The sequence below is a fragment of the Mycobacterium sp. PTI7 genome (genome assembly GCF_056679845.1).
Genome location: NZ_CM155252.1, coordinates 532,483 through 555,660 on the forward strand (window position 1 = coordinate 532,483; position 23,178 = coordinate 555,660).

At 69.5% G+C, this 23,178-nt stretch carries 20 protein-coding genes; 10 read left to right on the top strand and 10 right to left on the bottom strand.

Annotated elements, in window-relative coordinates:
- The 5 genes from AC1MEY_RS02555 to AC1MEY_RS02575 are packed head-to-tail and all read right to left on the bottom strand — an operon-like array spanning position 1 to position 5,290.
- Positions 1 to 819 (bottom strand): hypothetical protein, encoded by an 819-nt coding sequence (locus AC1MEY_RS02555; RefSeq protein WP_480229181.1) that lies wholly within the window; start codon positions 817 to 819, stop codon positions 1 to 3.
- Positions 812 to 1,225 carry a hypothetical protein gene (locus AC1MEY_RS02560; protein ID WP_480229182.1) on the bottom strand — a complete coding sequence of 138 codons (414 nt, stop codon included), beginning with the start codon at positions 1,223 to 1,225 and terminating at the stop codon, positions 812 to 814. The genes AC1MEY_RS02555 and AC1MEY_RS02560 overlap by 8 nt, the downstream gene beginning before the upstream one ends.
- Positions 1,225 to 4,203 carry a WXG100-like domain-containing protein gene (locus AC1MEY_RS02565; RefSeq protein ID WP_480229183.1) on the bottom strand — a complete coding sequence of 993 codons (2,979 nt, stop codon included), beginning with the start codon at positions 4,201 to 4,203 and terminating at the stop codon, positions 1,225 to 1,227. Before AC1MEY_RS02565 ends, AC1MEY_RS02560 begins: the two co-directional genes overlap by 1 nt.
- Positions 4,204 to 4,210: 7 nt before the next feature.
- Entirely contained in the window at positions 4,211 to 4,498 is a 288-nt protein-coding gene (locus tag AC1MEY_RS02570) for a WXG100 family type VII secretion target (RefSeq protein ID WP_480229184.1), read from the bottom strand.
- Positions 4,499 to 4,504: 6 nt separating this feature from the next.
- Positions 4,505 to 5,290 (bottom strand): WXG100 family type VII secretion target, encoded by a 786-nt coding sequence (locus AC1MEY_RS02575; protein WP_480229185.1) that lies wholly within the window; start codon positions 5,288 to 5,290, stop codon positions 4,505 to 4,507.
- 91 nt (positions 5,291 to 5,381) lie between these two features.
- Here AC1MEY_RS02575 and AC1MEY_RS02580 point away from each other — a divergent pair, with 91 nt between their 5' ends.
- The 4 genes from AC1MEY_RS02580 to lpqB are packed head-to-tail and all read left to right on the top strand — an operon-like array spanning position 5,382 to position 10,201.
- A complete protein-coding gene (locus AC1MEY_RS02580) occupies positions 5,382 to 6,041 on the top strand; it encodes a dTMP kinase (protein ID WP_480229186.1) in 660 nt (219 codons plus the stop codon).
- A gap of 55 nt (positions 6,042 to 6,096) precedes the next feature.
- Complete coding sequence (mtrA, locus tag AC1MEY_RS02585; RefSeq protein WP_163797547.1) at positions 6,097 to 6,783, top strand: two-component system response regulator MtrA; 687 nt, start codon at positions 6,097 to 6,099, stop codon at positions 6,781 to 6,783.
- The gene (gene mtrB, locus AC1MEY_RS02590; RefSeq protein ID WP_480229187.1) at positions 6,780 to 8,438 is read left to right on the top strand and encodes an MtrAB system histidine kinase MtrB; all 1,659 of its coding nucleotides are present in this window, start codon (positions 6,780 to 6,782) and stop codon (positions 8,436 to 8,438) included. Before mtrA ends, mtrB begins: the two co-directional genes overlap by 4 nt.
- A gap of 14 nt (positions 8,439 to 8,452) precedes the next feature.
- Positions 8,453 to 10,201 (top strand): MtrAB system accessory lipoprotein LpqB, encoded by a 1,749-nt coding sequence (gene lpqB / locus AC1MEY_RS02595; protein ID WP_480231268.1) that lies wholly within the window; start codon positions 8,453 to 8,455, stop codon positions 10,199 to 10,201.
- A gap of 22 nt (positions 10,202 to 10,223) precedes the next feature.
- Here the strand turns inward: lpqB and AC1MEY_RS02600 are convergent, their stop codons facing one another.
- Complete coding sequence (locus AC1MEY_RS02600) at positions 10,224 to 10,988, bottom strand: SDR family NAD(P)-dependent oxidoreductase (protein ID WP_480229188.1); 765 nt, start codon at positions 10,986 to 10,988, stop codon at positions 10,224 to 10,226.
- A 38-nt stretch (positions 10,989 to 11,026) separates the two neighbouring features.
- A complete protein-coding gene (locus AC1MEY_RS02605) occupies positions 11,027 to 11,821 on the bottom strand; it encodes an enoyl-CoA hydratase/isomerase family protein (protein WP_480231269.1) in 795 nt (264 codons plus the stop codon).
- Positions 11,822 to 11,919: 98 nt separating this feature from the next.
- Here AC1MEY_RS02605 and AC1MEY_RS02610 point away from each other — a divergent pair, with 98 nt between their 5' ends.
- The 4 genes from AC1MEY_RS02610 (at position 11,920) to secA (ending at position 17,684) form a co-directional block, all read left to right on the top strand.
- Positions 11,920 to 13,065, top strand: coding sequence for an acyl-CoA dehydrogenase family protein (locus tag AC1MEY_RS02610; RefSeq protein WP_480229189.1), 1,146 nt, complete (start codon positions 11,920 to 11,922; stop codon positions 13,063 to 13,065).
- A 43-nt stretch (positions 13,066 to 13,108) separates the two neighbouring features.
- Positions 13,109 to 13,735 carry a ComF family protein gene (locus AC1MEY_RS02615; RefSeq protein WP_480229190.1) on the top strand — a complete coding sequence of 209 codons (627 nt, stop codon included), beginning with the start codon at positions 13,109 to 13,111 and terminating at the stop codon, positions 13,733 to 13,735.
- 325 nt (positions 13,736 to 14,060) lie between these two features.
- Positions 14,061 to 14,708 (top strand): ribosome hibernation-promoting factor, HPF/YfiA family, encoded by a 648-nt coding sequence (gene hpf / locus AC1MEY_RS02620; RefSeq protein WP_480229191.1) that lies wholly within the window; start codon positions 14,061 to 14,063, stop codon positions 14,706 to 14,708.
- Between the two features lie 138 nt (positions 14,709 to 14,846).
- Positions 14,847 to 17,684, top strand: a complete 2,838-nt coding sequence (gene secA, locus AC1MEY_RS02625; protein ID WP_480229192.1) for a preprotein translocase subunit SecA — start codon at positions 14,847 to 14,849, stop codon at positions 17,682 to 17,684.
- A 19-nt stretch (positions 17,685 to 17,703) separates the two neighbouring features.
- Here secA and AC1MEY_RS02630 read toward each other — a convergent pair whose 3' ends face one another.
- Complete coding sequence (locus AC1MEY_RS02630; protein ID WP_480229193.1) at positions 17,704 to 18,201, bottom strand: Rv3235 family protein; 498 nt, start codon at positions 18,199 to 18,201, stop codon at positions 17,704 to 17,706.
- A gap of 168 nt (positions 18,202 to 18,369) precedes the next feature.
- Here AC1MEY_RS02630 and AC1MEY_RS02635 point away from each other — a divergent pair, with 168 nt between their 5' ends.
- Complete coding sequence (locus AC1MEY_RS02635; protein WP_480229194.1) at positions 18,370 to 19,779, top strand: WS/DGAT/MGAT family O-acyltransferase; 1,410 nt, start codon at positions 18,370 to 18,372, stop codon at positions 19,777 to 19,779.
- A gap of 15 nt (positions 19,780 to 19,794) precedes the next feature.
- On the opposite strand, the gene AC1MEY_RS02640 is transcribed toward AC1MEY_RS02635, so the two are convergent.
- Together AC1MEY_RS02640 and AC1MEY_RS02645 are read right to left on the bottom strand one after the other, a co-directional pair.
- Positions 19,795 to 20,685, bottom strand: a complete 891-nt coding sequence (locus AC1MEY_RS02640; RefSeq protein ID WP_480229195.1) for a universal stress protein — start codon at positions 20,683 to 20,685, stop codon at positions 19,795 to 19,797.
- 10 nt (positions 20,686 to 20,695) lie between these two features.
- Positions 20,696 to 22,501, bottom strand: a complete 1,806-nt coding sequence (locus tag AC1MEY_RS02645; RefSeq protein ID WP_480229196.1) for an amino acid permease — start codon at positions 22,499 to 22,501, stop codon at positions 20,696 to 20,698.
- 191 nt (positions 22,502 to 22,692) lie between these two features.
- On the opposite strand from AC1MEY_RS02645, the gene AC1MEY_RS02650 reads away from it, so the two are divergent.
- On the top strand, positions 22,693 to 23,163 hold the full coding sequence (locus AC1MEY_RS02650; RefSeq protein ID WP_480231270.1) for a DUF6912 family protein: 471 nt from the start codon (positions 22,693 to 22,695) through the stop codon (positions 23,161 to 23,163).
- Positions 23,164 to 23,178: the final 15 nt, after the last annotated feature.

The window sequence follows — 23,178 nt, forward strand, 5'->3', positions numbered from 1 at the left end:
TCATCGATCTTGCGACACCAATGTGTTTTCGAGACCTCGTACGTCGGTCAGGAGACTGGCATCGACAGTCACCTCGAACACGCCGGGCTCGATGAAGCTCGCCCCCAGCCGCTCGGCTGCAGCGGGTTCATCCGAGAGGAGGAGTACATGCGCCTCAGCCCCGGTGCGGCGCAGCAGCCGCACTGGGACGCCGTCGAGTGCGGCCGTGAAGACTCTTTCGAATACTTCGCACTCGGTAAGTGCGATGGTCGTCGACCACGCACCGGGGCGGACCTGCTCGAAACCGGGAAGGCCCTCGTTCGCCAGCATCGTCAGCGCGACGGATTCTTCACCGACATCGGCGAAGAACTCGTTGCCACGCCATCGCGCCATTGTCCCGACGATCGGGCTCGGTGGACGCCATTGCCGAGCACCGGCCCACCCGCGAGCTACGCCTCGATAGTTCGACAGACACTTCTGCTCGCCGTCGTAGCGGATCCTCCAGTACTCGGCCCCGGGGGAGTAGCGAGTCCGGCTCATGGTCCACACACGGGCGAGTGAGTCGCCCAGGAGGAAGCCGCTCGGAAACGTCTGCCACGGCCGCTCTGCAGTGCCCGGGGAAGTGAGCGTCGCCAACCGGGGTTGCACGAACCGTACAACGTCGACGAATTCGGGCGCCGCCGAAAGACCGTATGCAGCAAGGATATCCGATGGCGTTCGTAGGCCCGATACTTCGGAGGCCGCTGTGACGTAGCCGCCGGTGTGGTCGGCGCCGCTCTCCACGATGGCCGCCGCCACCGGTGCGGTCAGAAGCTTCTGCAACACCAGCGGCTCAGGCACGGCGCGTCTCCTCCACGTGGATGTCGTCGAAGTCCTCGGGTTTGAACAAGCCGGTCCATCCCATGTATTGATCGCCGTCCAAGCCGAGTTCCTCGGCTACGTCGGGTGGGCCGACGAACCACACCCTGATCTGACCGTTCGCAGTGTGCTGACGAAGTGACACCGTGTGCCCGGCCACGGTCCCGGACACGTCGACGTCGATCACAGCGCCGAGCGCCGCCAGAGGCACCTTGACCCACGATTCGTCGCGCCCATGAGTCGACTGTGACTTGCCGCGATCGAAGCCATCGGGAATGTCGGCGCTGGAGTCATCACGCAGTGCCGCCCAGTCCGGGCCGCCGAACAGAATGAGGAAACGTTGGCCGTGATAGTCGGCGTAAGCGCCACTTACTGGGATCTCATCCATCAATTGCCCTGCGGAATCCAGTGTTCGTCCTTGAGTACCGCGACGAGCCGTTGACTTCCGTCATCCAGGACCTCCCACATCTCAGCACCTTCTCGCATCGTCACGTCCTGCGCGAAGTATTCCGGAACGACATCGTCTCCTGCCTTCGTGAATCCGTTGCCTGTGAACGGGTCCGCCCAAGTGTCGTACCTGTTGCTCGTTCCGCCCATGTCAGAGTTCCTCGGCACGTCGTAGGCAAAGGGAACTACTTGGTCCGCTTGGAACCGAATGATGTGGGTCCCAGGATCGTGCGGCGCAAACGTCGTCCCGGAGTAGTCCAGCCTCAGCCCATCGTGGATCTGCTGCGGCGTCGTCAAATGGGACGTGTCGTCCGCTACGGTGACGGAGCCGCCCACCCGATCGGGCGTCGTCCTCGGGTTGGTCTCCATGATGTAGTCGTCTGCTCGGCTGGGGTGGAAGGTGTCGCCGTCGAAATAGCCCGGGGGAATGACCTTCTGCATCACGGTGTCCCTGTTCGGCGGGGGCAGGTCATCGCGAACGGCGTTGACGAGGTCTCGCTGATCCGGCGTCAGCTGATCAGTCGGGGTGTTGACCAAGTCGATGAAGTCGCTCCTGCTGACACCATGTCTGTCGAGTGCGTCGACGATCCGCTGGTTGTCACCCAATTGCTCAGGTGCGAAGTGGGTCTCGTGCGACGTCTCATCCATCAGGGAGTACGTGCGCGAGTTGTCGGACGGGTCGTCAGGACCGCTGTGATTGCCATCGGATGCGGGTGGCTCGTGGTCGCCGTTAGACGGTGAATGCGGTGGATCGTTGAGACCACTACCGGAACCCGACTGGTCGCTGGCGCCGGTCGCATCACTCGGTGCTGTTTGCCCCGAACCGTCACTCGAGCCGCCACTGTCACGTGGTGCAGCCTGAGATTCCGGCTCTGACGATGCGGACCCCTCGCCACCGGACGACGTATCTGGCTCCGCCGAGCCGCCGACGCCACTGTCACTTTCCGAGCCGGAGTCGGGCGTCCCCTGCCCACCGGACCCGCTCGACTCACCGGACGAGGAACCCCCGCCCGACGGCGACGGCTCCGAACCTCCCGGTGTCGCAGACGAACCCGGGTCGACGGACGCAGGCTTGGTCGACGGATCCGTCGGACCGTCTCCAGAATTCGTCCCATTTCCGGACGCGCCAGAGTCCGGTACTGCTCCGCTTCCGCCGCCAGCGCCCGCTCCTGCGCCCGGCGCCGCACCGTTCGAACCTCCACCGGGTGCGGCACCATTCGAACCACCGGGCGCTGCATCGCCAGAACCTCCACCGGGCGCCGCACCGTCAGAGCCGCCTCCGGGTGCTGCGCCAGCCGAACCACCGGGTGCAGCACCACTCGAACCACCGGGCGCGGCACCACCCGAACCGCCACCGGACGCACCACCGCCGGACCCCGAACCGGCACCCGCACCGGCACCCCCGCCCGGCCCAGCACCGCCGCCCGACGAACCGGACCCACCCGGGCCCGCCGGACTGGTCGGCGCAGTGATGCCGCCGGGGGCGGACGGGCCGACGAGCGATCCGGGCACCGTTCCCGGCGTGATCCCAGGGACGTTCGGCGTGCCGGGCATCGCACCGGGCAGATCGGGCGCGCCCCCATTCCTGCCGCCGAGGCCGGGCAGGTCCGAGAACCGGGGGAGTCGTCCCTCCTCCAGAAGGCGGCTGGTGTAGCTCAGGCCCTTGGCCACGCTGCCCGATTTCGACAGTGCGCCACCGGGTACGAACAGCGACCCGATGTTGAACGCCGCCTCGCCCGCGGCTCGGCCCGGATGATCGCCCGACCACTTGTCCCAGGCGACGAACTCCTTGCCCATGTTCTCGAGCACGCCGGGCAGCGTCGACGGGTCTTCCGCCACCGACGCCGCGAGTTCCGCCATGCCCTTCCAGGTGTCCGCGTCGGCCAGCGACACGATGCCGGACACGGTGTTGATGGCGCCCGTCAGTAGACCGACCGAGAAGTCGGTCCGCAGCTTCACGTAGTCGGCCATGGCGTTGCCCGCCTCCTCGCCGAACGTCGCGACGAGGACGGGCCGTATCCAGTTCTGGAACGCGTCGGCGGCGGCGCCGAGGGCGATGGTCAGTTCTTCGAGCAGCCCGACGACGCCCTTCACCTGGCTCTGAAAGTTCTCCAACAGCTGGCCGATGTCGTCGGCGATGTCGCGCAGCATGTCGTCGGCCTCGCCGGTGAACAGACCCGTCACCGCGTCCCAGAGCCCGTCGAGCGACAACCGATCCATGAGGTCACGGATGGCGTCTTGGGTGTCCTGCACGGTCCCTGCGAAGTCCTCGATCGACTGCGCCATGGTCTTCGCCGTGTCCGACAGCGTGGTCAGGCCCTCGGCGAGATCCGAGAGGGCCTGGATGATCTTGCCGCCCTCGGGGATGTCCTGCGCCGAGACGGCACCCTTGAGCGCCGCCATGTCCCCGTCGAAGGCGGACATGCCGTCGGCGAGGTTGCGCCACTGGGCAGCGGTGACCCGCAGCAGCGACGGGTTGCCCGACGGCCACGCCGCGAACGGCCCCAGGAACGTCTGGATGATCGACCACTTCGCGGGCGGCGGCACCACGGCTCCGCTCGGGCCCATCGGCGCGTCCCCGGCGGTCGTCGGAGTCGGTTGCGGGCCAACGCTTCCCGCCGGTGCAGACCCGCCGATGGTCGACGCGGCGTCGGCGTTCTGGTAGTTGTAGCCCGTCGCCTCCAACATGTAGCCGACGATGTTGTGCGCGTCGGTGGCCTTGGCCAGCGCGTCGGCGTACTCCTGGGCCTGGCGGCCGTACTTCATGCCGAAGTTGGCACCGGCCGGGTCGAATCCGGAGGCGATGCCGCTGCCCAGCGCCGCGGCCAGGGCGTCCGACAGCTGCCCCAGTTGCGATCCGATCGAGCCGAGTTGCTTGCCGGACTGCACCAGGACGTTCGGCTCGACCTCTATGCGCACGCGCTCACTACCCCCACATCTGGCCGTTCTTTGCGACGGCGTCCGAGTAGTTCGCGTGTGCCTTCGCCGCGATCGCGCGCAGCTGTTCCAGGGCCGTGTTCATCTGCTCGGCGCCGGTGTCCCACTGCTCCTGCGCCTGAGCCTGGGAATCCGACGCCTCGCCGTGCCACGTCGACCGCAGGGCGGCCATGGCGGCGTCGACGTCGTCGAGGACCTCGGCGACCTCCTGCTTGAATCTCGCCATGTGGTCGATGGCGGCCTGCAACTGCTCGAATTCGACGAGCAACATCGTCATCGCCTCCTAGTCGCGGGGTCGCTCGACGGCGTGGGGCGTCTCGCCGAGGTTCATCGCGGCGGGATCGATCGGCGCGGCCCCCGCCGTGCCCTCACCGGCGGCGGTGTCCGCCGGCGAATCCTCGCCCTCGTCCTGGCCCTCCTGCGCCTGCTCGGCCGCGGCGGTGGCCAACTCCGTGACCTGCTGTGCGAGCCCGGCGATCGTCTGCGCGAGACCCGCCGTCACCTGGCCGACCTGCGAAAGCGGCTGCGCCGCAAGCTGACCGACCTGGCCGACGGCCGACATGGCCTGTTGCGACCCGCCTGCCGCACCCGCGGGCTGGCCCCCGCCGCCACCCACGCCACCACCGGCGGCTCCGACGGCCGCCTCACCCGCAGCCGCGCCCGGGGAAGCAGCACCGGCGCCACCCGCCGAAGCGCCGCCCGCGGAAGCGCCACCAGCACCCGCGCCACCGCCCGAAGCACCGCCGCCGGACGACCCGCCGGACGCCTGCATCGCCGAGCTCAGCGCACCCGACGCCGACTCGTCGGTCTTGGCGTACTCCTTGCCGGCGATGGTCAGCAGCTCCGACATCCGCTGCAGACCGGTGATGACCTGCTCGGCGCCGCCGTGCCACGTCTCCCAGGCCGGCGCGTACGCGGACGCGGCGCCGCCCTTCCATCCCGACCCCAGAAGCTGGGTGGTCTCGTCGTTCACGCTCGACAGACCGTCCTTGAGGCGCTGCGCGGCGTCCTCCAGTCGGGTCGCCGCCGAATGCAACTCCGAGACCACGACCTCGACCGATTGGCCCACCCGACGAACCCCCGCGTTGAAAGAGAATCAGCTTCCGATCGAGCGTAACGGCGACCGGAGGGGGCTCGGCGCACCAGTTACTGTCGACGGCGTGCTCATCGCGATCGAAGGGGTCGACGGCGCGGGCAAGCGCACGCTGACCGACGGACTCCGGGCGTCGTTCGAGGCCGACGGCAAGACCGTCACTACCCTCGCGTTCCCGCGCTACCACCAATCGGTCCACGCCGACGTCGCCTCCGAGGCGCTGCACGGCGGCCACGGCGACCTTGCCGACTCGGTGTACGCGATGGCGATGTTGTTCGCGTTGGACCGCGCCGGTGCCCGCGACGACATCGCCCGCCTCCGCCACGACTACGACGTCGTGGTCCTCGACCGCTACGTCGCCTCCAACGCGGCCTACAGCGCGGCGCGCCTGCACCAGGACGTCGACGGTGTCGGGGCGAGCGGAGCGACGGGGGGAGGATCCGTGGTCGAGTGGGTGCGGGCCCTCGAATTCGACCGGTTCGCGATGCCCACCCCGGACTGGCAGGTGCTGCTGGCGGTGCCGACCGAGCTGGCCGCCGAGCGTGCCACGCGGCGTGCCGAGATCGAGGCCGACCGGGCCCGCGACGCCTACGAACGCGACGACGATCTGCAGCGCCGGACGAGTGCCGCGTATGCCGCTCTGGCCGAACGGGACTGGTCCGGGCGGTGGCTCCGGGTGGGTCCCGAGGTGGTGGCGGCCGATCTCGCCGCCGTGATCATGAACTGACAGTCGGGAAAAACTCCGGTGTGGTAACCGGGGTTTATCGCTTCCTGGTGTCACCATGGTCACCATGAGGCAAAGGATTCTGGTCGTCGATGACGATCCATCGCTCGCCGAGATGCTGACCATCGTCCTGCGGGGCGAGGGATTCGACACCGCGGTGATCGGTGACGGCAGCCAGGCGCTCACCGCGGTGCGCGAACTGCGGCCGGATCTGGTGCTGCTCGACCTCATGCTGCCCGGCATGAACGGCATCGACGTCTGCCGCGTGCTGCGCGCCGACTCCGGCGTGCCGATCGTGATGCTGACCGCGAAGACCGACACCGTCGACGTGGTGCTCGGACTCGAGTCCGGCGCCGACGACTACGTCATGAAGCCGTTCAAGCAGAAGGAACTGGTCGCGCGCGTGCGGGCCCGGCTGCGCCGCAACGACGACGGTCCTGCCGAGATGCTGTCGATCGCCGACATCGAGATCGACGTGCCCGCCCACAAGGTCACCCGCGCCGGTGAGCAGATCTCGCTCACCCCGCTGGAGTTCGACCTGCTGGTGGCCTTGGCGCGCAAACCGCGACAGGTGTTTACTCGAGACGTGCTGCTCGAGCAGGTTTGGGGCTACCGGCATCCCGCTGACACCCGGCTGGTGAACGTCCACGTGCAGAGATTGCGCGCGAAGGTCGAGCAGGATCCGGAGAACCCGCAGGTGGTGCTCACCGTTCGAGGAGTGGGATACAAGGCCGGACCTCCGTGATCTGGGGCTCGAGACGGCGCATCCGCGGCCGCTGGGGGCCTTCGGGCCCGCTGTTGCGCGGAATGGGTGCGCTGAGTCGGGCGCTCGGATTCGCGTGGCGCCGCTCCCTGCAGCTGCGGGTGGTGACGCTCACCCTCGGTCTGTCACTGGCCGTCATCATGGTGCTCGGCTTCGTGCTGACCAGCCAGATCACCGATCGCATCCTCGACGTCAAGGTGCGCGCCGCCACCGAGGAGATCGACCGGGCCCGCACCACGGTGAGCGGCATCGTCGGTGGCGAGGAGACCCGCTCGCTCGACAGCAGCCTGCAGTTGGCCCGCAACACGCTGATCGACCGCAAGGCCGACTCCGGCGCGGGTCTGGCGGGCGCGTTCGACGCGGTCCTCGTCGTCCCCGGTGACGGCCCCCGCGCGGCGACGGCCGCGGGTCCGATCGGGCAGGTGCCCGACACCCTGCGCGACTTCGTCAAGGCCGGCCAGGTGAGCTACCAGTACGCGACCGTGCGCGCCGACGGCTTCTCCGGCCCCGCGCTGGTGGTGGGCAGTCCGACGTCGTCGTCGGTCACCAATCTCGAGCTGTACCTGATCTTCCCGTTGAACAACGAGGAGAGCACCATCGCGTTGGTGCGCGGCACCATGGCCACCGGCGGCATCGTGCTGCTGGGTCTGCTGGCGGCCATCGCGCTGCTCGTCGCGCGGCAGATCGTCCTGCCGGTGCGGTCGGCGTCGCGGATCGCCGAGCGGTTCGCCGAGGGCCACCTCACCGAGCGGATGCCGGTGCGCGGCGAGGACGACATGGCGCGCCTGGCGGTGTCGTTCAACGACATGGCCGAGAGCCTGTCCCGCCAGATCACCCAGCTTGAGGAATTCGGAAACCTGCAGCGCCGCTTCACCTCCGACGTCAGCCACGAACTGCGGACGCCGCTCACGACGGTCCGCATGGCCGCCGACCTGATCTACGACCACAGCGACGACCTGGAGCCCGCGCTGCGCCGCTCCACCGAACTGATGGTCAGCGAACTCGACCGCTTCGAGTCGCTGCTGAGCGACCTGCTGGAGATCTCCCGCCACGATGCGGGCGTCGCGGAACTGTCCGTCGAGTCGGTGGACCTGCGGTCGACCGTCGAGAGCGCACTCGAGGACGTCGGGCACCTGACGAAGGACGCCGACGTCGATCTGATCGTCGACCTGCCCGGCGAGCAGGTGATCGGCGAGGTCGATCCCCGACGGGTCGAGCGCATTCTGCGCAACCTGATCGCCAACGCCATCGACCACGCCGAGCACAAGCCGGTCCGCATCCGGATGGCCGCCGACGACGACACCGTCGCCGTCACCGTGCGTGACTACGGGGTGGGCCTGCGTCCCGGCGAGGAGAAGCTGGTGTTCAGCCGGTTCTGGCGCTCCGACCCGTCGCGGGTGCGCCGTTCCGGTGGCACCGGGCTGGGCCTGGCGATCAGCATCGAGGACGCCCGTCTGCACCAGGGCCGCCTCGAGGCGTGGGGCGAGCCGGGCAAGGGGGCCTGCTTCCGCATGACGCTGCCGCTGGTGCGCGGGCACAAGGTGACCGCCAGCCCGCTGCCCCTCAAGCCCGCCGGCCCCGACCGTCCGCCACGCCTCCCCGCCCGCGAAACGCAGTCGGCGGGGGAGCGCACGTGACGCGACTCGTCGCGCTGCTGGCGGCGCTGGTGCTCGCCGCCACGCTCGCCGGGTGTGCCGGGGTGCCGAGTTCGTCTGCGCCGCAAGCGATCGGCACCGTCGACCGCCCCGCTCCGCCGAGCCTGCCGACGCCCACCCCCGGCATGGATCCCGACATCCTGCTGCGTGAATTCCTCAAGGCGACCGCCGATCCGGCGAATCGCCACCTGGCCGCCCGGCAGTTCCTCACCGAGTCCGCGTCCGGTTCGTGGGACGACGCGGGCAGCGCGCTGCTGATCGACCGCGTGGTGTTCGTCGAGACGCGCGGGCCCGAACGGGTGACGGTGACGATGAAGGCCGACATCCTCGGCTCGCTGTCGGACATGGGCGTCTTCGAGACCGGTGAGGGGGCTCTGCCCGATCCCGGCCCCATCGAACTGGTCAAGACGCCCGGCGGCTGGCGCATCGACAAGCTGCCCAACGGGGTGTTCCTGGACTGGCAGCAGTTCCAGGCCACCTACAAGCGCAACACCCTCTACTTCGTCGACCCGACCGGCAAGACCGTCGTGCCCGACCCGCGCTACGTGGCGGTGTCCGATCCCGACCTGCTGGCCACCGAACTCGTCACCAAGCTGGTGTCCGGGCCGCGTCCGGAGATGGCGAACACCGTCCGCAACCTGCTGGGCCCGCCGCTGCGGCTGCGCAACCCGGTGACGCGCGCCGACGGCGGCAAGACCGGCGTGGGCCGCGGCTACGGCGGTGCGCGCGTCGACCTGGAGAACCTGTCGACCACCGATCCGCACAGCCGCACCCTGCTTGCGGCACAGATCATCTGGACGCTGTCGCGGGCGGGGGTCAACGGCCCCTACGTGATCAACGCCGATGGCGCCGCACTCGACGACCGCTTCGCCGACGGGTGGAGCACCTCCGACGTGGCGGCCACCGACCCGGGCGCCGATCCGGGCGCCGCGGCCGGCCTGCACGCGCTGGTGGGCGGTTCCCTGGTGTCACTCGACGGGCAGCGTGCGCCGCGGGTGTCCGGTGCGTTCGGGCAGATGCCCGGGCAGACGTCGGCGGCGTTGTCGCGCAGCGGCCAGGAGGTCGCGTCGATCGTCACGCTACGTCCCGGCGCGCCGGACATGGCGTCCTCGCTGTGGGTGGGGCCGCTCGGCGCGGAGGCCTCGCAGGCGATCGACGGGCGCACCCTGACCCGGCCCAGCTGGTCGCTCGACGACGCGATCTGGGTCGTGGTCGACGGCAACAACGTGGTGCGGGTCATCCAGGAGGCGGCGTCGGGGCAGCCCGCACGCATCCCCGTCGACACCGCGGCGGTGGCGGCACGCTTCCCCGGCCCGATCGCCGATCTGCAGCTGTCCCGGGACGGCACCCGCGCGGCGATGGTGATCGAGGGCAGGGTGATCCTCGCGAGCGTCGACCAGACCCAGGGTGGGCAGTACGCGCTGACCTATCCGCGCCGCATCGGCTTCGGCCTCGGTGACACCGCCGTGTCACTGGCCTGGCGCACCGGCGACGACATCGTGGTGTCGCGCACCGACACCCAACATCCGGTGTCCTACGTCAACCTCGACGGCGTCAACTCCGACGGCCCGAGCCGCAACCTGCTGGCCCCGGTGTCGACGGTGGCGGCCAACCCGTCGACGGTCTACGTCTCGGATCAGCGTGGCGTGCTGCAGCTGTCGGGCGCCGCCGCCGAGGGCGACCCGGTGTGGGCCGAGGTGCGGCCGCTGATGGTGGCGGGCGCGATGCCGGTCCTGCCCGGCTGACTCGGCCCGACCGCGGCGAGGCTCACGCGCCCATCAGGCGGTTCACGTGGCCCACCAGATCGGGGTAGCGCTTCATGTGGGCGCCGCCGTTGATGTCGAGCACCTCGCCGGTGATCCAGGACGCCTTGTCGGACACCAGGAACGACACGGCGTCGGCGATGTCCTCGGGGGTGCCGGCCCGGCCCAGTGCGGTGTTCTCGACGTAGTCGTCGACGACGCCGGGTACGAGGGCCGCACCCTCGGTGAGCGGGGTGTGGACGAAGCCCGGGGCCACCGCGTTGACGCGGATGCCGCGTGCGGCCAGTTCCATCGCGGCCACCTGGGTCAGCATCGACAGGCCGGCCTTCGCCGAGCAGTAGGCGCTCATGCCCGCGGCGGGCTGGCGACCGTTGAGCGACGAGATCCACAGGAGCGCACCGCCGTCGCGCAGGTGCCGCCCGGCGTACTTGGCGACGATCAGCGATCCCGTCAGGCACACGTCCACCACCGCGCGGAACTGGTCCACCGGCATGTCGACGATCGGGCTCAGGTTGCTGAAGCCGGCCGTGGTGACGACGACGTCGAGCGGGCCGGCCGCCTCGAACACCGCGACCACCGACTCCTCGTCGGTGACGTCGACCGCCGCGGACTCGTGCGGGGTGCCCAGTTCCTCGGCACGCGCGGCGGCGCCGTCGCGGTCGAGGTCGGCGAGCACGATCCGGTAGCCGTCGGCCGCGAGCGCTCGCGCCGAGGCCCACCCGATGCCCGATGCGCCGCCGATGACGAGCGCGGTCCGAGGGTCAGTCACAGTGCCTCCTGGTGATCGGGTCACCCACTGTAAGACGCTCAGGTACCGGTGTAGGTGGCCTTCCCGGGGCCCACCTCGAGGAAGCTGACCACGGCACGGCGCAGGTCGTCGGTCTCGAACAAGGCGCCCGAGACGTCGGCGGTGACCGTGTCGGCATGCCGCACCCCGCCGGACCGCCACGCCGCGATGATCTCCTTGGTCGCGGCGTGCGCCCTGGTGGGTCCGGCGGCCAGGCGCGTCACCAGTGCGCGGGCCGCGGCGTCGACGTCGTCGTGGACGGCGTTCACCACGCCCCAGTCCGCCAGCGTCGCCGCGTCGTACAGATCGCCGGTCATGACGAGTTCGCGCGCCCGGCCCGAGCCCGCTCGCTCGGCGAGGCGCTGCGGGCCGCCCATCGACGGCGTCAGCCCCACGACCGTCTCGACCAGACCGAACTTGGCCCGCGGGCCGGCCAGGATGATGTCGCAGGCCAGCGCGATCTCGAACGCTGCGGTCAAGGTGAGCCCGTGGGCTGCGAACACCACCGGGCAGGGCAGTGCCTCGATCGGGTCGATGATGCCGGCGAACAGATCACGCCACAGGTCGGCGCCCTGCTGGGCGGTCAGCCCCTGGAACACGTGGACGTCGACGCCCGCGGAGTTGACCTTGCCCTCGGCGCGCAGCAGCAGCGCCCGCGGCGGGTCGGCCGCCAACTCCGCGACGTGTGCGATCAGCGCGTCGAACATCGACTGGTCGAAGAGGTTCAGGGGACCGTGGTGGAAGGTGAGGACCGCGACGCCGGAGCCGTCGTCGGAACGCTCGACCGAAAGGGGTGCGTCGGACACGTCCGTCAGCGTGCCACACCACGCCGTCGCTGGAGTCGGTCGGTGAGCACGAACCTACTCGTCAGTAGATTGGGTGTCGGAAGCACGAGTCGGCGAGGAGTCAGGTCATGAAGCGCACCCTGTTCGAAGAGGATCACGACGCCTTTCGCGAGTCGGTCCGCGGGTTCGTCACCCGCACGATCGAGCCCGCCGAGGAGAAGATGATCGAGCAGCGCTACGTCGATCGCGACAGCTGGCTCGAGGCGGGCCGCAACGGCTACCTGGGCCTCGAGGTGCCCGAGGAGTACGGCGGCAGCGGGGCCGACGACTACCGTTTCAACGCGATCCTCAACGAGGAACTCGCGCACTCCAGCGCGGCCGTCGCGTCGGCGTTCAGCATCCAGTTCGACATCGTCGCGCCCTACCTGGTCACGCTCACCACCGAGGAGCAGCGCGAGCGGTGGCTGCCCAAGTTCTGCTCGGGGGAACTGATCACCGCGATCGCGATGACCGAACCCTCCGGCGGATCGGACCTCGCGGCGCTGAAGACCACCGCCGTCAGGGACGGCGACGACTACGTGATCAACGGCTCGAAGACGTTCATCACCAACGGGACCCAGGCCGACCTCGTCGTCGTGGCCACCCGGACGTCGCCGGAGAAGAAGGCCAGGGGCATCACGCTGTTCGCCGTCGAGGCCGACGACGAGGGCTTCAGCCGCGGCCGCAAGCTCGACAAGGTGGGGCAGCCGGAGGCCGACACCGCGGAGCTGTTCTTCGAGGACCTGCGGGTGCCGTCGTCGCGGATGATCGGCGAACTCGACGGCGGGTTCATCCACATGATGAAGCTGCTGCCGCAGGAGCGGATCAGCGGTGCGGTGCAGAACCTGGCGCACGCCCGCCGGTCGCTCGACGACACGCTGCAGTACGCCCAGGAGCGCAAGGCCTTCGGTCAGCAGATCGGCTCGCTGCAGTGGAACAAGTTCCTGCTCGCCGAACTGGTCACCAAACTGGACGTCGCGCAGGCGTTCATCGACAACTGCGTGGTCGCGCACACGCACGGTGAGCTGTCGGCCATCGACGCGGCGAAGGCCAAGTGGTGGAGTTCGCAGGTGCAGAACGAAATCCTCGACCACTGCGTGCAGCTGCACGGCGGCTACGGCTACATGAACGAGTACCGGGTCGCGCGGGCCTGGAAGGACGCCCGCGTGACCAAGATCTGGGCGGGCTCGAACGAGATCATGAAGGAACTCATCGGGCGCGACCTCGGCCTGTAGCGCCGGCCGCCGGCCGTCGGACCCCTGCGACACACTCGGGGTCATGCTCGCCGATCTCGTCCTGCCGCTGGAGTGCGGCGGCTGCGGCGCCCCGGGCACCCGGTGGTGCGAGGCGTGCGCGGAGCTGATCGCCGCGCGGGCCGAGGAGCCGGTCCTGGTCACCCCGCGGCTCGACCCCGGCGTGCCGGTGTTCTCCCTGGGCCGCTACGCCGGCGCCCGGCGGCAGGCCATCGTCGCGGTCAAGGAGCGCGGCCGGGGCGACCTGGTCGCGCCGCTGGGCGCCGCCCTCGAGGCCGCGCTGACCCGGCTGCTCGCGTGGGGTGTCGTCGCGGCGCCGCTCACCGTGGTGCCCGCGCCGACCAGGGCGAGTGCGGCGCGCCGCCGCGGCGGCGACCCGGTGACCAGGATCGCGCGGGTGGCCGGTCGCCCCGGCGTGACCGTCGTCGAGGCGCTGCGCATGCGCCCCTTCACCCGCGATTCGGTGGGGCTGTCGGCCGATGCGCGGCAGCGCAACGTCGCCGGCCGGGTGCGGCTGCGACGCCCCGTCGACGGGGACGTGGTGGTGGTCGACGACGTCGTGACGACCGGCGCGACGGTCACCGAATCCGTCGCGGTTCTGCAAACAGCGGGCGCCCACGTCGTCGCGGTCGTGGTGCTCGCCCACGCCTGACGCGAGCCGGGGCGTCACGGCTGCGTCAAGTCCACGTGAAGATGTCGAAACACGTATGCGAATTTTGTGGCACGAGTAGGTGAACGCGGACTACCGTCGGTGCCAACCACCCGTGAGTGCCTCACGGCGGCGCCGATCTGAACCGACGCCACATCGCCTGATCGCGGTAGGAGGTGAGTTCTCGACACCTTGCGCCGGTGGGCGGAGATTTCCACGACCCCTCGGTGCGTTTTTCGACTAGCCGGCACGCGTCAGAGCGTGCGATGCGAAGAGAAACGAGATGCCAAGTATGTCAAGTAATTCCGTACAAGCCTCATCATCGACGATGGTCGTCGAGGACGACCATCCCGCACCCACGCCCGGCGCCGAGGTGGTCGTGAAGGGCCGCAACGTCGAAGTTCCCGACCACTTCCGCACCTACGTCTCGGAGAAGCTCGCTCGACTCGAGCGCTTCGACCGCACCATCTACCTCTTCGACGTCGAACTCGACCACGAGCGCAACCGCCGCCAGAAGAAGAACTGCCAGCACGTGGAGATCACCGCCCGCGGTCGCGGGCCCGTCGCCCGCGGCGAGGCGTGCGCCGACAGTTTCTACGCCGCGCTCGAGGCCGCCGTAAGCAAACTCGAGAACCGCCTCCGTCGCAGCAAGGACCGACGCAAGATCCACTACGGCGAGAAGACGCCCGTGTCCGTCGCCGAGGCGACCAAGACCGTGGCAGCCGATGCCTTCCTCCCGCCCCTGCCGTCCGAACCCTCGTCGGGTGACGGCGAGGCCGCTGTGCAGGAGCACGAGCCGGGCCACATCGTCCGCACCAAGGAACACCCCGCCAATCCCATGAGCGTCGACGACGCGCTCTACGAGATGGAACTGGTCGGCCACGACTTCTTCCTCTTCCACGACTCCGACAGCGACAAGCCGACCGTCGTCTACCGGCGGCACGCCTACGACTACGGGCTCATCCGCCTGTCCTGAGCCCCCGACCACGCGCAAAGCCCCCCATCCGCGCGGATGGGGGGCTTTCGTCACGGCGCGCGGTGACACCGGACCATCGGGCGAGTCGCCTACGATGGATGACGCTTGAAGGTCCATCAACCCGCAGGGGATAGTTCTGTGCTGACGAAGTTGCTCCGAATCGGCGAAGGCCGCATGGTCAAGCGCCTCAAGAAGGTCGCCGAATACGTCAACACGTTGGCCGACGACGTGGAGAAGCTCTCCGACGCCGAACTGCGGGGCAAGACCGACGAGTTCCGCAAGCGCCTGGCCGACGGCGAGGAACTGGACGACCTGCTGCCCGAGGCGTTCGCCGTGGCCCGCGAGGCCGCATGGCGAGTGCTGGGCCAGCGGCCCTTCGACGTGCAGATCATGGGTGGCGCCGCGCTGCACTTCGGCAACGTCGCCGAGATGAAGACCGGTGAGGGCAAGACCCTGACCAGCGTCCTGCCCGCCTACCTCAACGCGCTGAGCGGCAAGGGCGTGCACATCGTCACGGTCAACGACTACCTCGCCAAGCGCGACCGCGAGTCCATGGGCCGCGTGCACCGCTTCCTCGGTCTCGAGGTCGGCGTGATCCTGTCGCAGATGACGCCCGACGAGCGCCGCACGGCCTACGCCGCCGACATCACCTACGGCACCAACAACGAATTCGGCTTCGACTACCTGCGCGACAACATGGCGCACGCCACCGAGGACATGGTGCAGCGCGGCCACAACTTCGCCGTCGTCGACGAGGTCGACTCGATCCTGATCGACGAGGCCCGTACGCCGCTCATCATCTCCGGGCCCGCCGACGGCGCCTCGAACTGGTACCTCGAGTTCGCGCGGCTCGCGCCGATGCTCAAGAAGGACGAGCACTACGAGGTCGACATCCGCAAGCGCACCATCGGCGTGCACGAGGCGGGCGTCGAACTCGTCGAGGACCAGCTCGGCATCGACAACCTCTACGAGGCCGCCAACTCGCCGCTGGTCAGCTACCTGAACAACGCCATCAAGGCCAAGGAACTGTTCCTGCGCGACAAGGACTACATCGTCCGCGACGGCGAGGTGCTGATCGTCGACGAGTTCACCGGTCGCGTGCTGCTGGGCCGCCGCTACAACGAGGGCATGCACCAGGCGATCGAGGCCAAGGAGCACGTCGAGATCAAGGCCGAGAACCAGACGCTCGCCACCATCACGCTGCAGAACTACTTCCGGCTCTACGACCGGCTGTCCGGCATGACCGGTACCGCGCAGACCGAGGCCGCCGAGCTGCACGAGATCTACGGCCTGGGCGTGGTGAGCATCCCCACCAACCGGCCGATGATCCGCACCGACCAGTCCGACCTCATCTACAAGACCGAGGAAGCGAAGTACATCGCCGTCGTCGACGACGTCAGCGAGCGCTACGAGAAGGGCCAGCCGGTCCTGATCGGCACCACCAGCGTCGAGCGCTCCGAGTACCTGTCGAAGCAGTTCACCAAGCGCCGCATCCCGCACAACGTGCTGAACGCCAAGTTCCACGAGCAGGAGGCGAACATCATCGCCGAGGCGGGCCGACGCGCCGCGATCACGGTCGCCACCAACATGGCCGGCCGCGGTACCGACATCGTGCTCGGCGGCAACGTCGACTTCCTCGCCGACAAGCGCCTGCGTGACCGCGGCCTGGACCCCATCGAGACCCCCGAGGACTACGAAGCCGCCTGGGACGACGTCGTCGCACAGGTGAAGGACGAGTCCAGCAAGGAGGCCGAAGAGGTCATCGCCGCCGGCGGCCTCTACGTGCTGGGTACCGAGCGTCACGAGTCGCGACGCATCGACAACCAGCTGCGCGGCCGGTCCGGTCGTCAGGGCGACCCGGGCGAGTCCCGCTTCTACCTCTCGCTGGGCGACGAGTTGATGCGCCGGTTCAACGGCGAGACGCTCGAGTCGCTGCTCAACCGGCTCAACCTGCCCGACGACGTGCCCATCGAGGCCAAGATGGTGTCCCGCGCGATCAAGAGCGCGCAGACCCAGGTCGAGCAGCAGAACTTCGAGATCCGCAAGCAGGTGCTCAAGTACGACGAGGTGATGAACCAGCAGCGCAAGGTCGTCTACGCCGAGCGCCGTCTGCTCCTCGAGGGCGAGAACGTCCAGGAGCAGGCGCAGAAGATGCTCGTCGACGTCATCAACGCCTACGTCGACGGGGCCACCGAGGAGGGCTACTCCGAGGACTGGGACCTCGAGAAGCTGTGGGAGGGCCTCAAGCTGCTCTACCCGGTCGGCATCGACCACCACGACCTCATCGACGGCGACGCCGTCGGCGAGCCCGGCGAGCTGACCCGCGAGGAACTGCGCGAGGCGCTGCAGGCCGACGCGAAGCGCGCGTACGACGAGCGTGAGAAGGCGCTGCAGGAGATCGGCGGCGAGACCGCGATGCGCTACCTGGAGCGCAGCGTGCTGCTGTCCACGATCGACCGCAAGTGGCGCGAGCACCTCTACGAGATGGACTACCTCAAGGAGGGCATCGGGCTGCGCGCGATGGCCCAGCGCGACCCGCTCGTCGAGTACCAGCGCGAGGGCTACGACATGTTCATGGCGATGCTCGACGGCCTCAAGGAGGAGTCGGTGGGTCTGCTGTTCAACGCGCAGGTCCAGGCCGCCCAGGAGCCGTCGAGTCAGGTCGCCCCGGTGGCGGCACCCGCAGGCCTGGCGCAGTTCGCCGCCAACGCCGCGGCGCAGGCGCAGCAGTCCGGCGGCGGCGCCGTCGCGACCGAGGAGCCGCCGCAGGAGGCTCCCGCGCTGAAGGTGAAGGGCATCGACGAGGACACGTCGCGGCCGATGACCTACGTGGGCCCGTCGGAGGACGGGTCGGCCGAGGTGCAGCGCCAGGGCGGCGGACGCCACTCGGCGGGGTCGGGCAACGGCACCCGCAAGGAGCGTCGCGAGGCTGCGCGCAAGCAGAACCGCGGCGGCCCGAAGGCGCGTCGCGGCTGAGCCGTGCACCCCGCGTCGGTCAGCCGACGTGTAGTGCCACCAGCTGCCAGCGGCCGCCGACCACCTCCACCCGAGCGGCGATGGCGCGGACCCGCTTGCCGCGGGTGTAGGTGGCGAACACCTCCGCGGCGGCGGGTTCCTCGGCGGACGCCTCGAGCGTGCGCAGGCGTACCCGCTTGAGCACGGCGGCGCCCTCGGCGTTCGGCGCCCGGGTGAGCGCCGCAATCGCGTCGATCAGGCCGGGTCGCACCAGGTTTCGTAGCTGCGGGACGGGTCGGCGCCGGTCGATCACCTCGAGTACGCGCCGCAGCGCCGTGTCGGCGAAGATCGCGGCGGCGCGGGGGACGGGTGGCTCGCGCAGTGGCCGGTCGGCCGGCGTCAACGGCCGGGGAGTGTGCCGGTGCAGCGCGGCGGACGCCGGCGGCGGACACGGTGCGACGGCCGCGCCGATGGGCGGCGGCTCGTAGTCGACGACGGGCGAGGTGAGCGACGGACGGTCGGTCGCGGTGCGGGTCATGACGTTCTCCAGCGGTGGGTGCGACGTGCGGACGCCTGCTGGAGAGGTGCAGACGATTCATGATCGCACGGTGCGGAGACACCTCCATGCACCCGTTATGCGGACCCGAAGATTCGGCGGCTACCGTGACGGGGTCCGTGCAGGGTTGGGGAAAAGGGTGGCGACGTCATGGTGACCAGGTTGTCGGCGGCCGACGCGTCGTTCTACCACCTGGAGAACACGTCGACCCCCATGTACGTCGGCACGCTGTCGATCCTGCGCAGGCCGCGCAACGGGCTGAGCTACGAGACGCTGCTGGCCGCCGTCGAGCAGCGGCTGCCGCAGATCCCGCGCTACCGGCAGAAGGTGCGCGAAGTGTCGTTCGGCCTGGCCAGGCCGGTGTGGGTGGACGACCGCGAGTTCGACATCACCTACCACATCCGCCGGTCCGCGCTGCCGTCCCCGGGCAGTGACGCCCAGCTGCACGACCTGGTCGCCCGGCTCGGTTCGCGCCCCCTGGACAAGTCGCGACCGCTCTGGGAGATGTACCTCGTCGAGGGACTGACCAAGAACCGCATCGCGATCTACACCAAGTCCCACCAGGCGCTGGTCAACGGCATGACCGCGCTCGAGATCGGGCACGTCATCGCCGACCGGACGCAGAAGCCGCCGGAGTTCGGCGAGGACATCTGGATCCCCGGCCGCGAGCCCGGCGACGCCCAGTTGCTGCTCGGTGCGCTCGGCGAGTGGGTCACCCGCCCGACCGCGCAGCTGGCCGCCGTCCGCTCGACGCTGACCGACGCGGTCACCAACACCGGTCAGCTCGCCGACGTGGCGCGGCGGATGGCCGACGTGGCCCGCACGGTGGCGCGGGGGACGGCGCCGAACAGTCCGCTCAACACCACGGTGTCGCGCAACCGCCGGATCACGGTGGCGTGCCACGACCTCGACGACTACCGCAAGCTACGTGCCCGCTACGACTGCGACGTCAACGACGTCGTGCTCGCGGTGGTCGCGGGCGCGCTGCGCAACTGGCTGATGTCGCGCGGCGAACCCGTCACCTCCACGTCGACGGTCCGCGCGATGGCGCCCATGTCGGTGTACCCGGACGCCGAACTCGACGTGACGGGGCCGGGGCAGGCGATCAGCGAGGTGTCGCCGTTCCTGGTGGACCTGCCGGTGGGGGAGGGCAACGCCGTCGTGCGCCTGTCCCAGATCGCGCACGCCACCGAGTCGGCGTCCACCGCCGCGAGCCTGGTCGACGCGAGGACCATCGTCACGCTGTCGGGGTTCGCGCCACCGACGTTGCACGCCATGGGAATTCGCGTGGCGACCAGTTTCTCCGCGCGGCTGTTCAACCTGCTCATCACCAACGTGCCGGGCGCGCAGAAGCAGATGTACGTCGCGGGCACCAAGCTGCTGGAGACCTACGCGGTGCCGCCGCTGCTGCAGAATCAGACGATGGCCGTCGGGGTGACGTCGTACAACGGGATGCTGTACTTCGGCATCAACGCCGACCGCGACGCGATGAGCGACGTCGACGTCCTGCCGGGCCTGCTCCGCGAATCGCTCGACGAACTGCTGGACTCCGCGCGCTGATCGCCCGCCGCGACGCTACGTCGCCGGGGGGTGCCGCGGCACGATCATGACCGGCACCGGGGCGTGCCGGAGGATCTTCGACGCGGCGGAGCCGAGGAACACCCGTGCCACCGGTCCGGCCGCGCCCGACCCGAGCAGCAGCACGTCACCTTCCTGCCAGGTGACCGACTCGACGGCCTCTCGCCAGTCGTGGCCGCTGCCGACGACGACGTCGACGTCGGGGACCGCGATCCGCTCGCGGACGGCGTCGAGCTGAGCGACGATGTCGTCGAAGGTCCGGCGCGACCACTGCTGCACGACGAGGTCCTCGGCGGTGCGCTCGATGGTTCCGGCGAACATCCGCACCGGCCGCACCGTGAACGACGTGATCCGCAGCGCCGCCGACCACTCCTTCGCGAGTTCCGCGGCGGCGGGGATCAGACCGTTGACGTCCGCCTCGTCGCCGTAGGCGGCGGTGAGTCGGCGGATCGGACCCTCGGCCGGCGCGTACCCGCGGGGGGCGATCGCCACGGGCACCGAGGCGGTGTGGACGAGCCGCTCGGTGACGCTGCCCAGCCCGACGCGGCCCAGGAGACCCGACGACGACGATCCCACGACCACCAGGTTGGCGTCGTGGGCGGCGACCAGTTCCATGAGCCCCGTGGGGATCGACGTGGAGTGGTGCACGACGACACTGACGTCGAGTCCGGCGGGGAGTCGGGCGACCACCTGCTCCAGTGACGTGCGCGCCCTCTGCGACACGTAGCCCAGGTATTCGTTCTCGACCGGGTCGTCCTGCCGTGCGGGCGACCGTTCGACGATGGCGGTGGCGATGATCTTCTCGCCCGTGCCGCGCGCGATTTGAGCGGCCAGGTTCAGCGGGGCGCTGCCCTGTCGGCTCGAACTGAATCCGGCGATGATGGCCATGGTCGGATCCTCAGCGGGTCGCGGGCGTGGCGACGACGTGGGTGACCGGCACGTCGTACTCCGCGCGGGCGCGGTCCACGACGTCGAAGCGCTGCCAGACGGATTCCTCCGGCGGCAGCGTGGCGATCACGATCTGGTCGGGATGGAAGTCGTGCACGGCACCGGCCAGCGCGCGCAACGGGCGCGCGTCACCGATCTCGCCGTTCGCCTCGAGGTCGTCCGACCGCAGCGTGCGCAGCGTGCTGTCGAGCCGGTCCTGGGCGACCTTTCGGGTGGCCTCGAGCAGGTCCAGCGGGCCCCGCGCGGCGGTGCCGGCCTCGATGGGGCTCGCGGGCACCACCACGAAGTATGTGGCGGACCTGTCGGCGTCGATGCGCCGCAGCTCGTCGAGCAGTTCCTGGGACTCGACGGTCTGGTTGGCCAGGACGAGCACCCGGTGCGGGGCGTCGGTCGCGGTGGCGCCCTCGGCCTCGGGCTTGCGGTTGATGAACCAGCGGTTGGCCAGGTACACCAGGATGACGACGGCCCACGACAGCAGGCTCAGCAGAAGCTGCGACCGGACGTCGGCCTGGATGCCCATCTGCACCAGGATCGCCAGGATCGCGACGGCGGTGAGGATCGACAGCGCCGGGAACAGCCACATCTTCACCTTGAGCTGCGAGTCGTCGGCGCGGAAGCGCAGCACGATCTGGGAGATGGCGATGAGCAGGTAGACGAACAGGATGATCGCGCCGCTGGAGTTCAGCAGGAACGCGAAGATCGTGTCGGGCGAGACCGCTGCGGCGATGACGCACAGGAAGCCGATCACCGACGACGTCAGGATCGCGGCGGCGGGCACGCCGCGCCGGGTGACGTTGACCAGGCGGGCCGGTGCCTCGCGACGCGCGGCGAGGACGAACAGCATGCGCGACGCGGTGTACATGCCGGAGTTCAGGCAGCTCAGCACCGCCGTCAGTACGACGGCGTTCATGATGTCGTCGGCGTAGGGGATCCCCATCTCGGTGAACGCGGCGACGAACGGTGACGCCGCCACCGCGTCGTCGTTCCACGGCAGGATCGTCACCAGCAGGAACGCGGAGCCGACGAAGAACACCGCGATGCGGACGATGACCGAGTTGGCCGCCTTGGCGACCGCCCGTTCCGGATCCGATGACTCCGCCGCGGCGATGGTGGCGATCTCGGCGCCCACCATCGAGAAGATGACGGTCACCACCCCCACGGTGATCGCCATGGCGCCGAAGGGGAAGAACCCGCCGTGGTCGGTCAGGTTGGAGAAGTCCATCGCCTTGTCGGGCCAGAGACCCAGGACGAACAGCGCGCCGAGGCCGATGAAGGCGACGATGGCGGCGACCTTGATGCCTGCGAACCAGAACTCGAACTCGCCGAACGACGACACCGAGAAGAGGTTGGTGGCCGTCATCAGCACCATGAGGATCAGTGCCGACATCCACAGCGGCACGTCGACCCAGTACTGGATGATCTTCGCCCCGGCGATCGCCTCGAAGCCGACGACGATGACCCAGAAGTACCAGTACAGCCAGCCGACCGAGAACCCCGCCCAGTTGCCCAGCGCGGTGCGCGCGTAGTCGGCGAACGAGCCGGTCGACGGATTGGCGACCGCCATCTCGGCGAGCATGCGCATCACCATGATGATCAGCACGCCGGCCAGCGCATAGGTGATGAACGCGCCCGGTCCGGTGTCGCCGATGACGACTCCGGAACCGACGAAGAGCCCGGCGCCGATCACGCCGCCGATGGCGATCATCGTCAGCTGGCGCTGTGACAGTGCCTTCTGCAGGGTGGGCGTGGAATTCATGCGATTCTCCTCGGAGATTCCGCTATGTGCCCAGGTAGCGGGGACTGAACTACCGGAGTCGTACGGGTGAACAGTAGGCCGCTCGATCCGCGGGGGAGGGCGAATCCCCAACCCGTCGTGCACCGCGAGGGTCGGGTCCCGACGCCAGCTACCCTCGCGGGGTGCGCGTCTACATCCCGGTGACCCTGACCATGCTCGGAGCACTCGTCGCCGACCAGATGCTGCATGCACGCAGCGGCACGGCGTTCGCGGTGACGCCGACGCTGCGCGAGTCCTACGCCGAGGGCGACGACGACGAACTGGCCGAGGTGGCGCTGCGCGAGGCCGCGATGGCGTCGGTGCGCCTGCTCGCCGCCGAGGGGCCGGACACGGGACAGCCGACCCGTCGCGCGGTCCTGGTGGCCGACGTCGAGGACGTCACGCTGCGGCCGGACCTCGACGACGCGGTGGTGCGGTTGGCGGGACCGGTCACGATGGCGGACGTGGTGGCCGCGTACGTGGACAACGCCGCCGCCGAGGCCGCCGTCGCCGCGGCGATGGACGTGATCGACGACGCGGACCTGGGTGACGAGGACGCCGAGCTGACGGTGGGCGACGCCCAGGACCACGACCTCGCCTGGTACGCGACGCAGGAGCTGCCGTTCCTGATCGACCTGCTCTGACCTGCGGCATCGCGC

Coding starts and splice junctions, on each gene's coding strand:
- AC1MEY_RS02650 (WP_480231270.1), top strand. CDS start 22,693: ATGCTCGGAGCACTCGTCGCCGACCAGATGCTGCATGCACGCAGCGGC.
- AC1MEY_RS02615 (WP_480229190.1), top strand. CDS start 13,109: ATGCTCGCCGATCTCGTCCTGCCGCTGGAGTGCGGCGGCTGCGGCGCC.
- mtrA (WP_163797547.1), top strand. CDS start 6,097: ATGGTCACCATGAGGCAAAGGATTCTGGTCGTCGATGACGATCCATCG.
- hpf (WP_480229191.1), top strand. CDS start 14,061: ATGGTCGTCGAGGACGACCATCCCGCACCCACGCCCGGCGCCGAGGTG.
- AC1MEY_RS02570 (WP_480229184.1), bottom strand. CDS start 4,498: ATGACGATGTTGCTCGTCGAATTCGAGCAGTTGCAGGCCGCCATCGAC.
- AC1MEY_RS02645 (WP_480229196.1), bottom strand. CDS start 22,501: ATGAATTCCACGCCCACCCTGCAGAAGGCACTGTCACAGCGCCAGCTG.
- AC1MEY_RS02630 (WP_480229193.1), bottom strand. CDS start 18,201: ATGACCCGCACCGCGACCGACCGTCCGTCGCTCACCTCGCCCGTCGTC.
- AC1MEY_RS02635 (WP_480229194.1), top strand. CDS start 18,370: ATGGTGACCAGGTTGTCGGCGGCCGACGCGTCGTTCTACCACCTGGAG.
- AC1MEY_RS02610 (WP_480229189.1), top strand. CDS start 11,920: ATGAAGCGCACCCTGTTCGAAGAGGATCACGACGCCTTTCGCGAGTCG.
- AC1MEY_RS02560 (WP_480229182.1), bottom strand. CDS start 1,225: ATGGATGAGATCCCAGTAAGTGGCGCTTACGCCGACTATCACGGCCAA.
- AC1MEY_RS02640 (WP_480229195.1), bottom strand. CDS start 20,685: ATGGCCATCATCGCCGGATTCAGTTCGAGCCGACAGGGCAGCGCCCCG.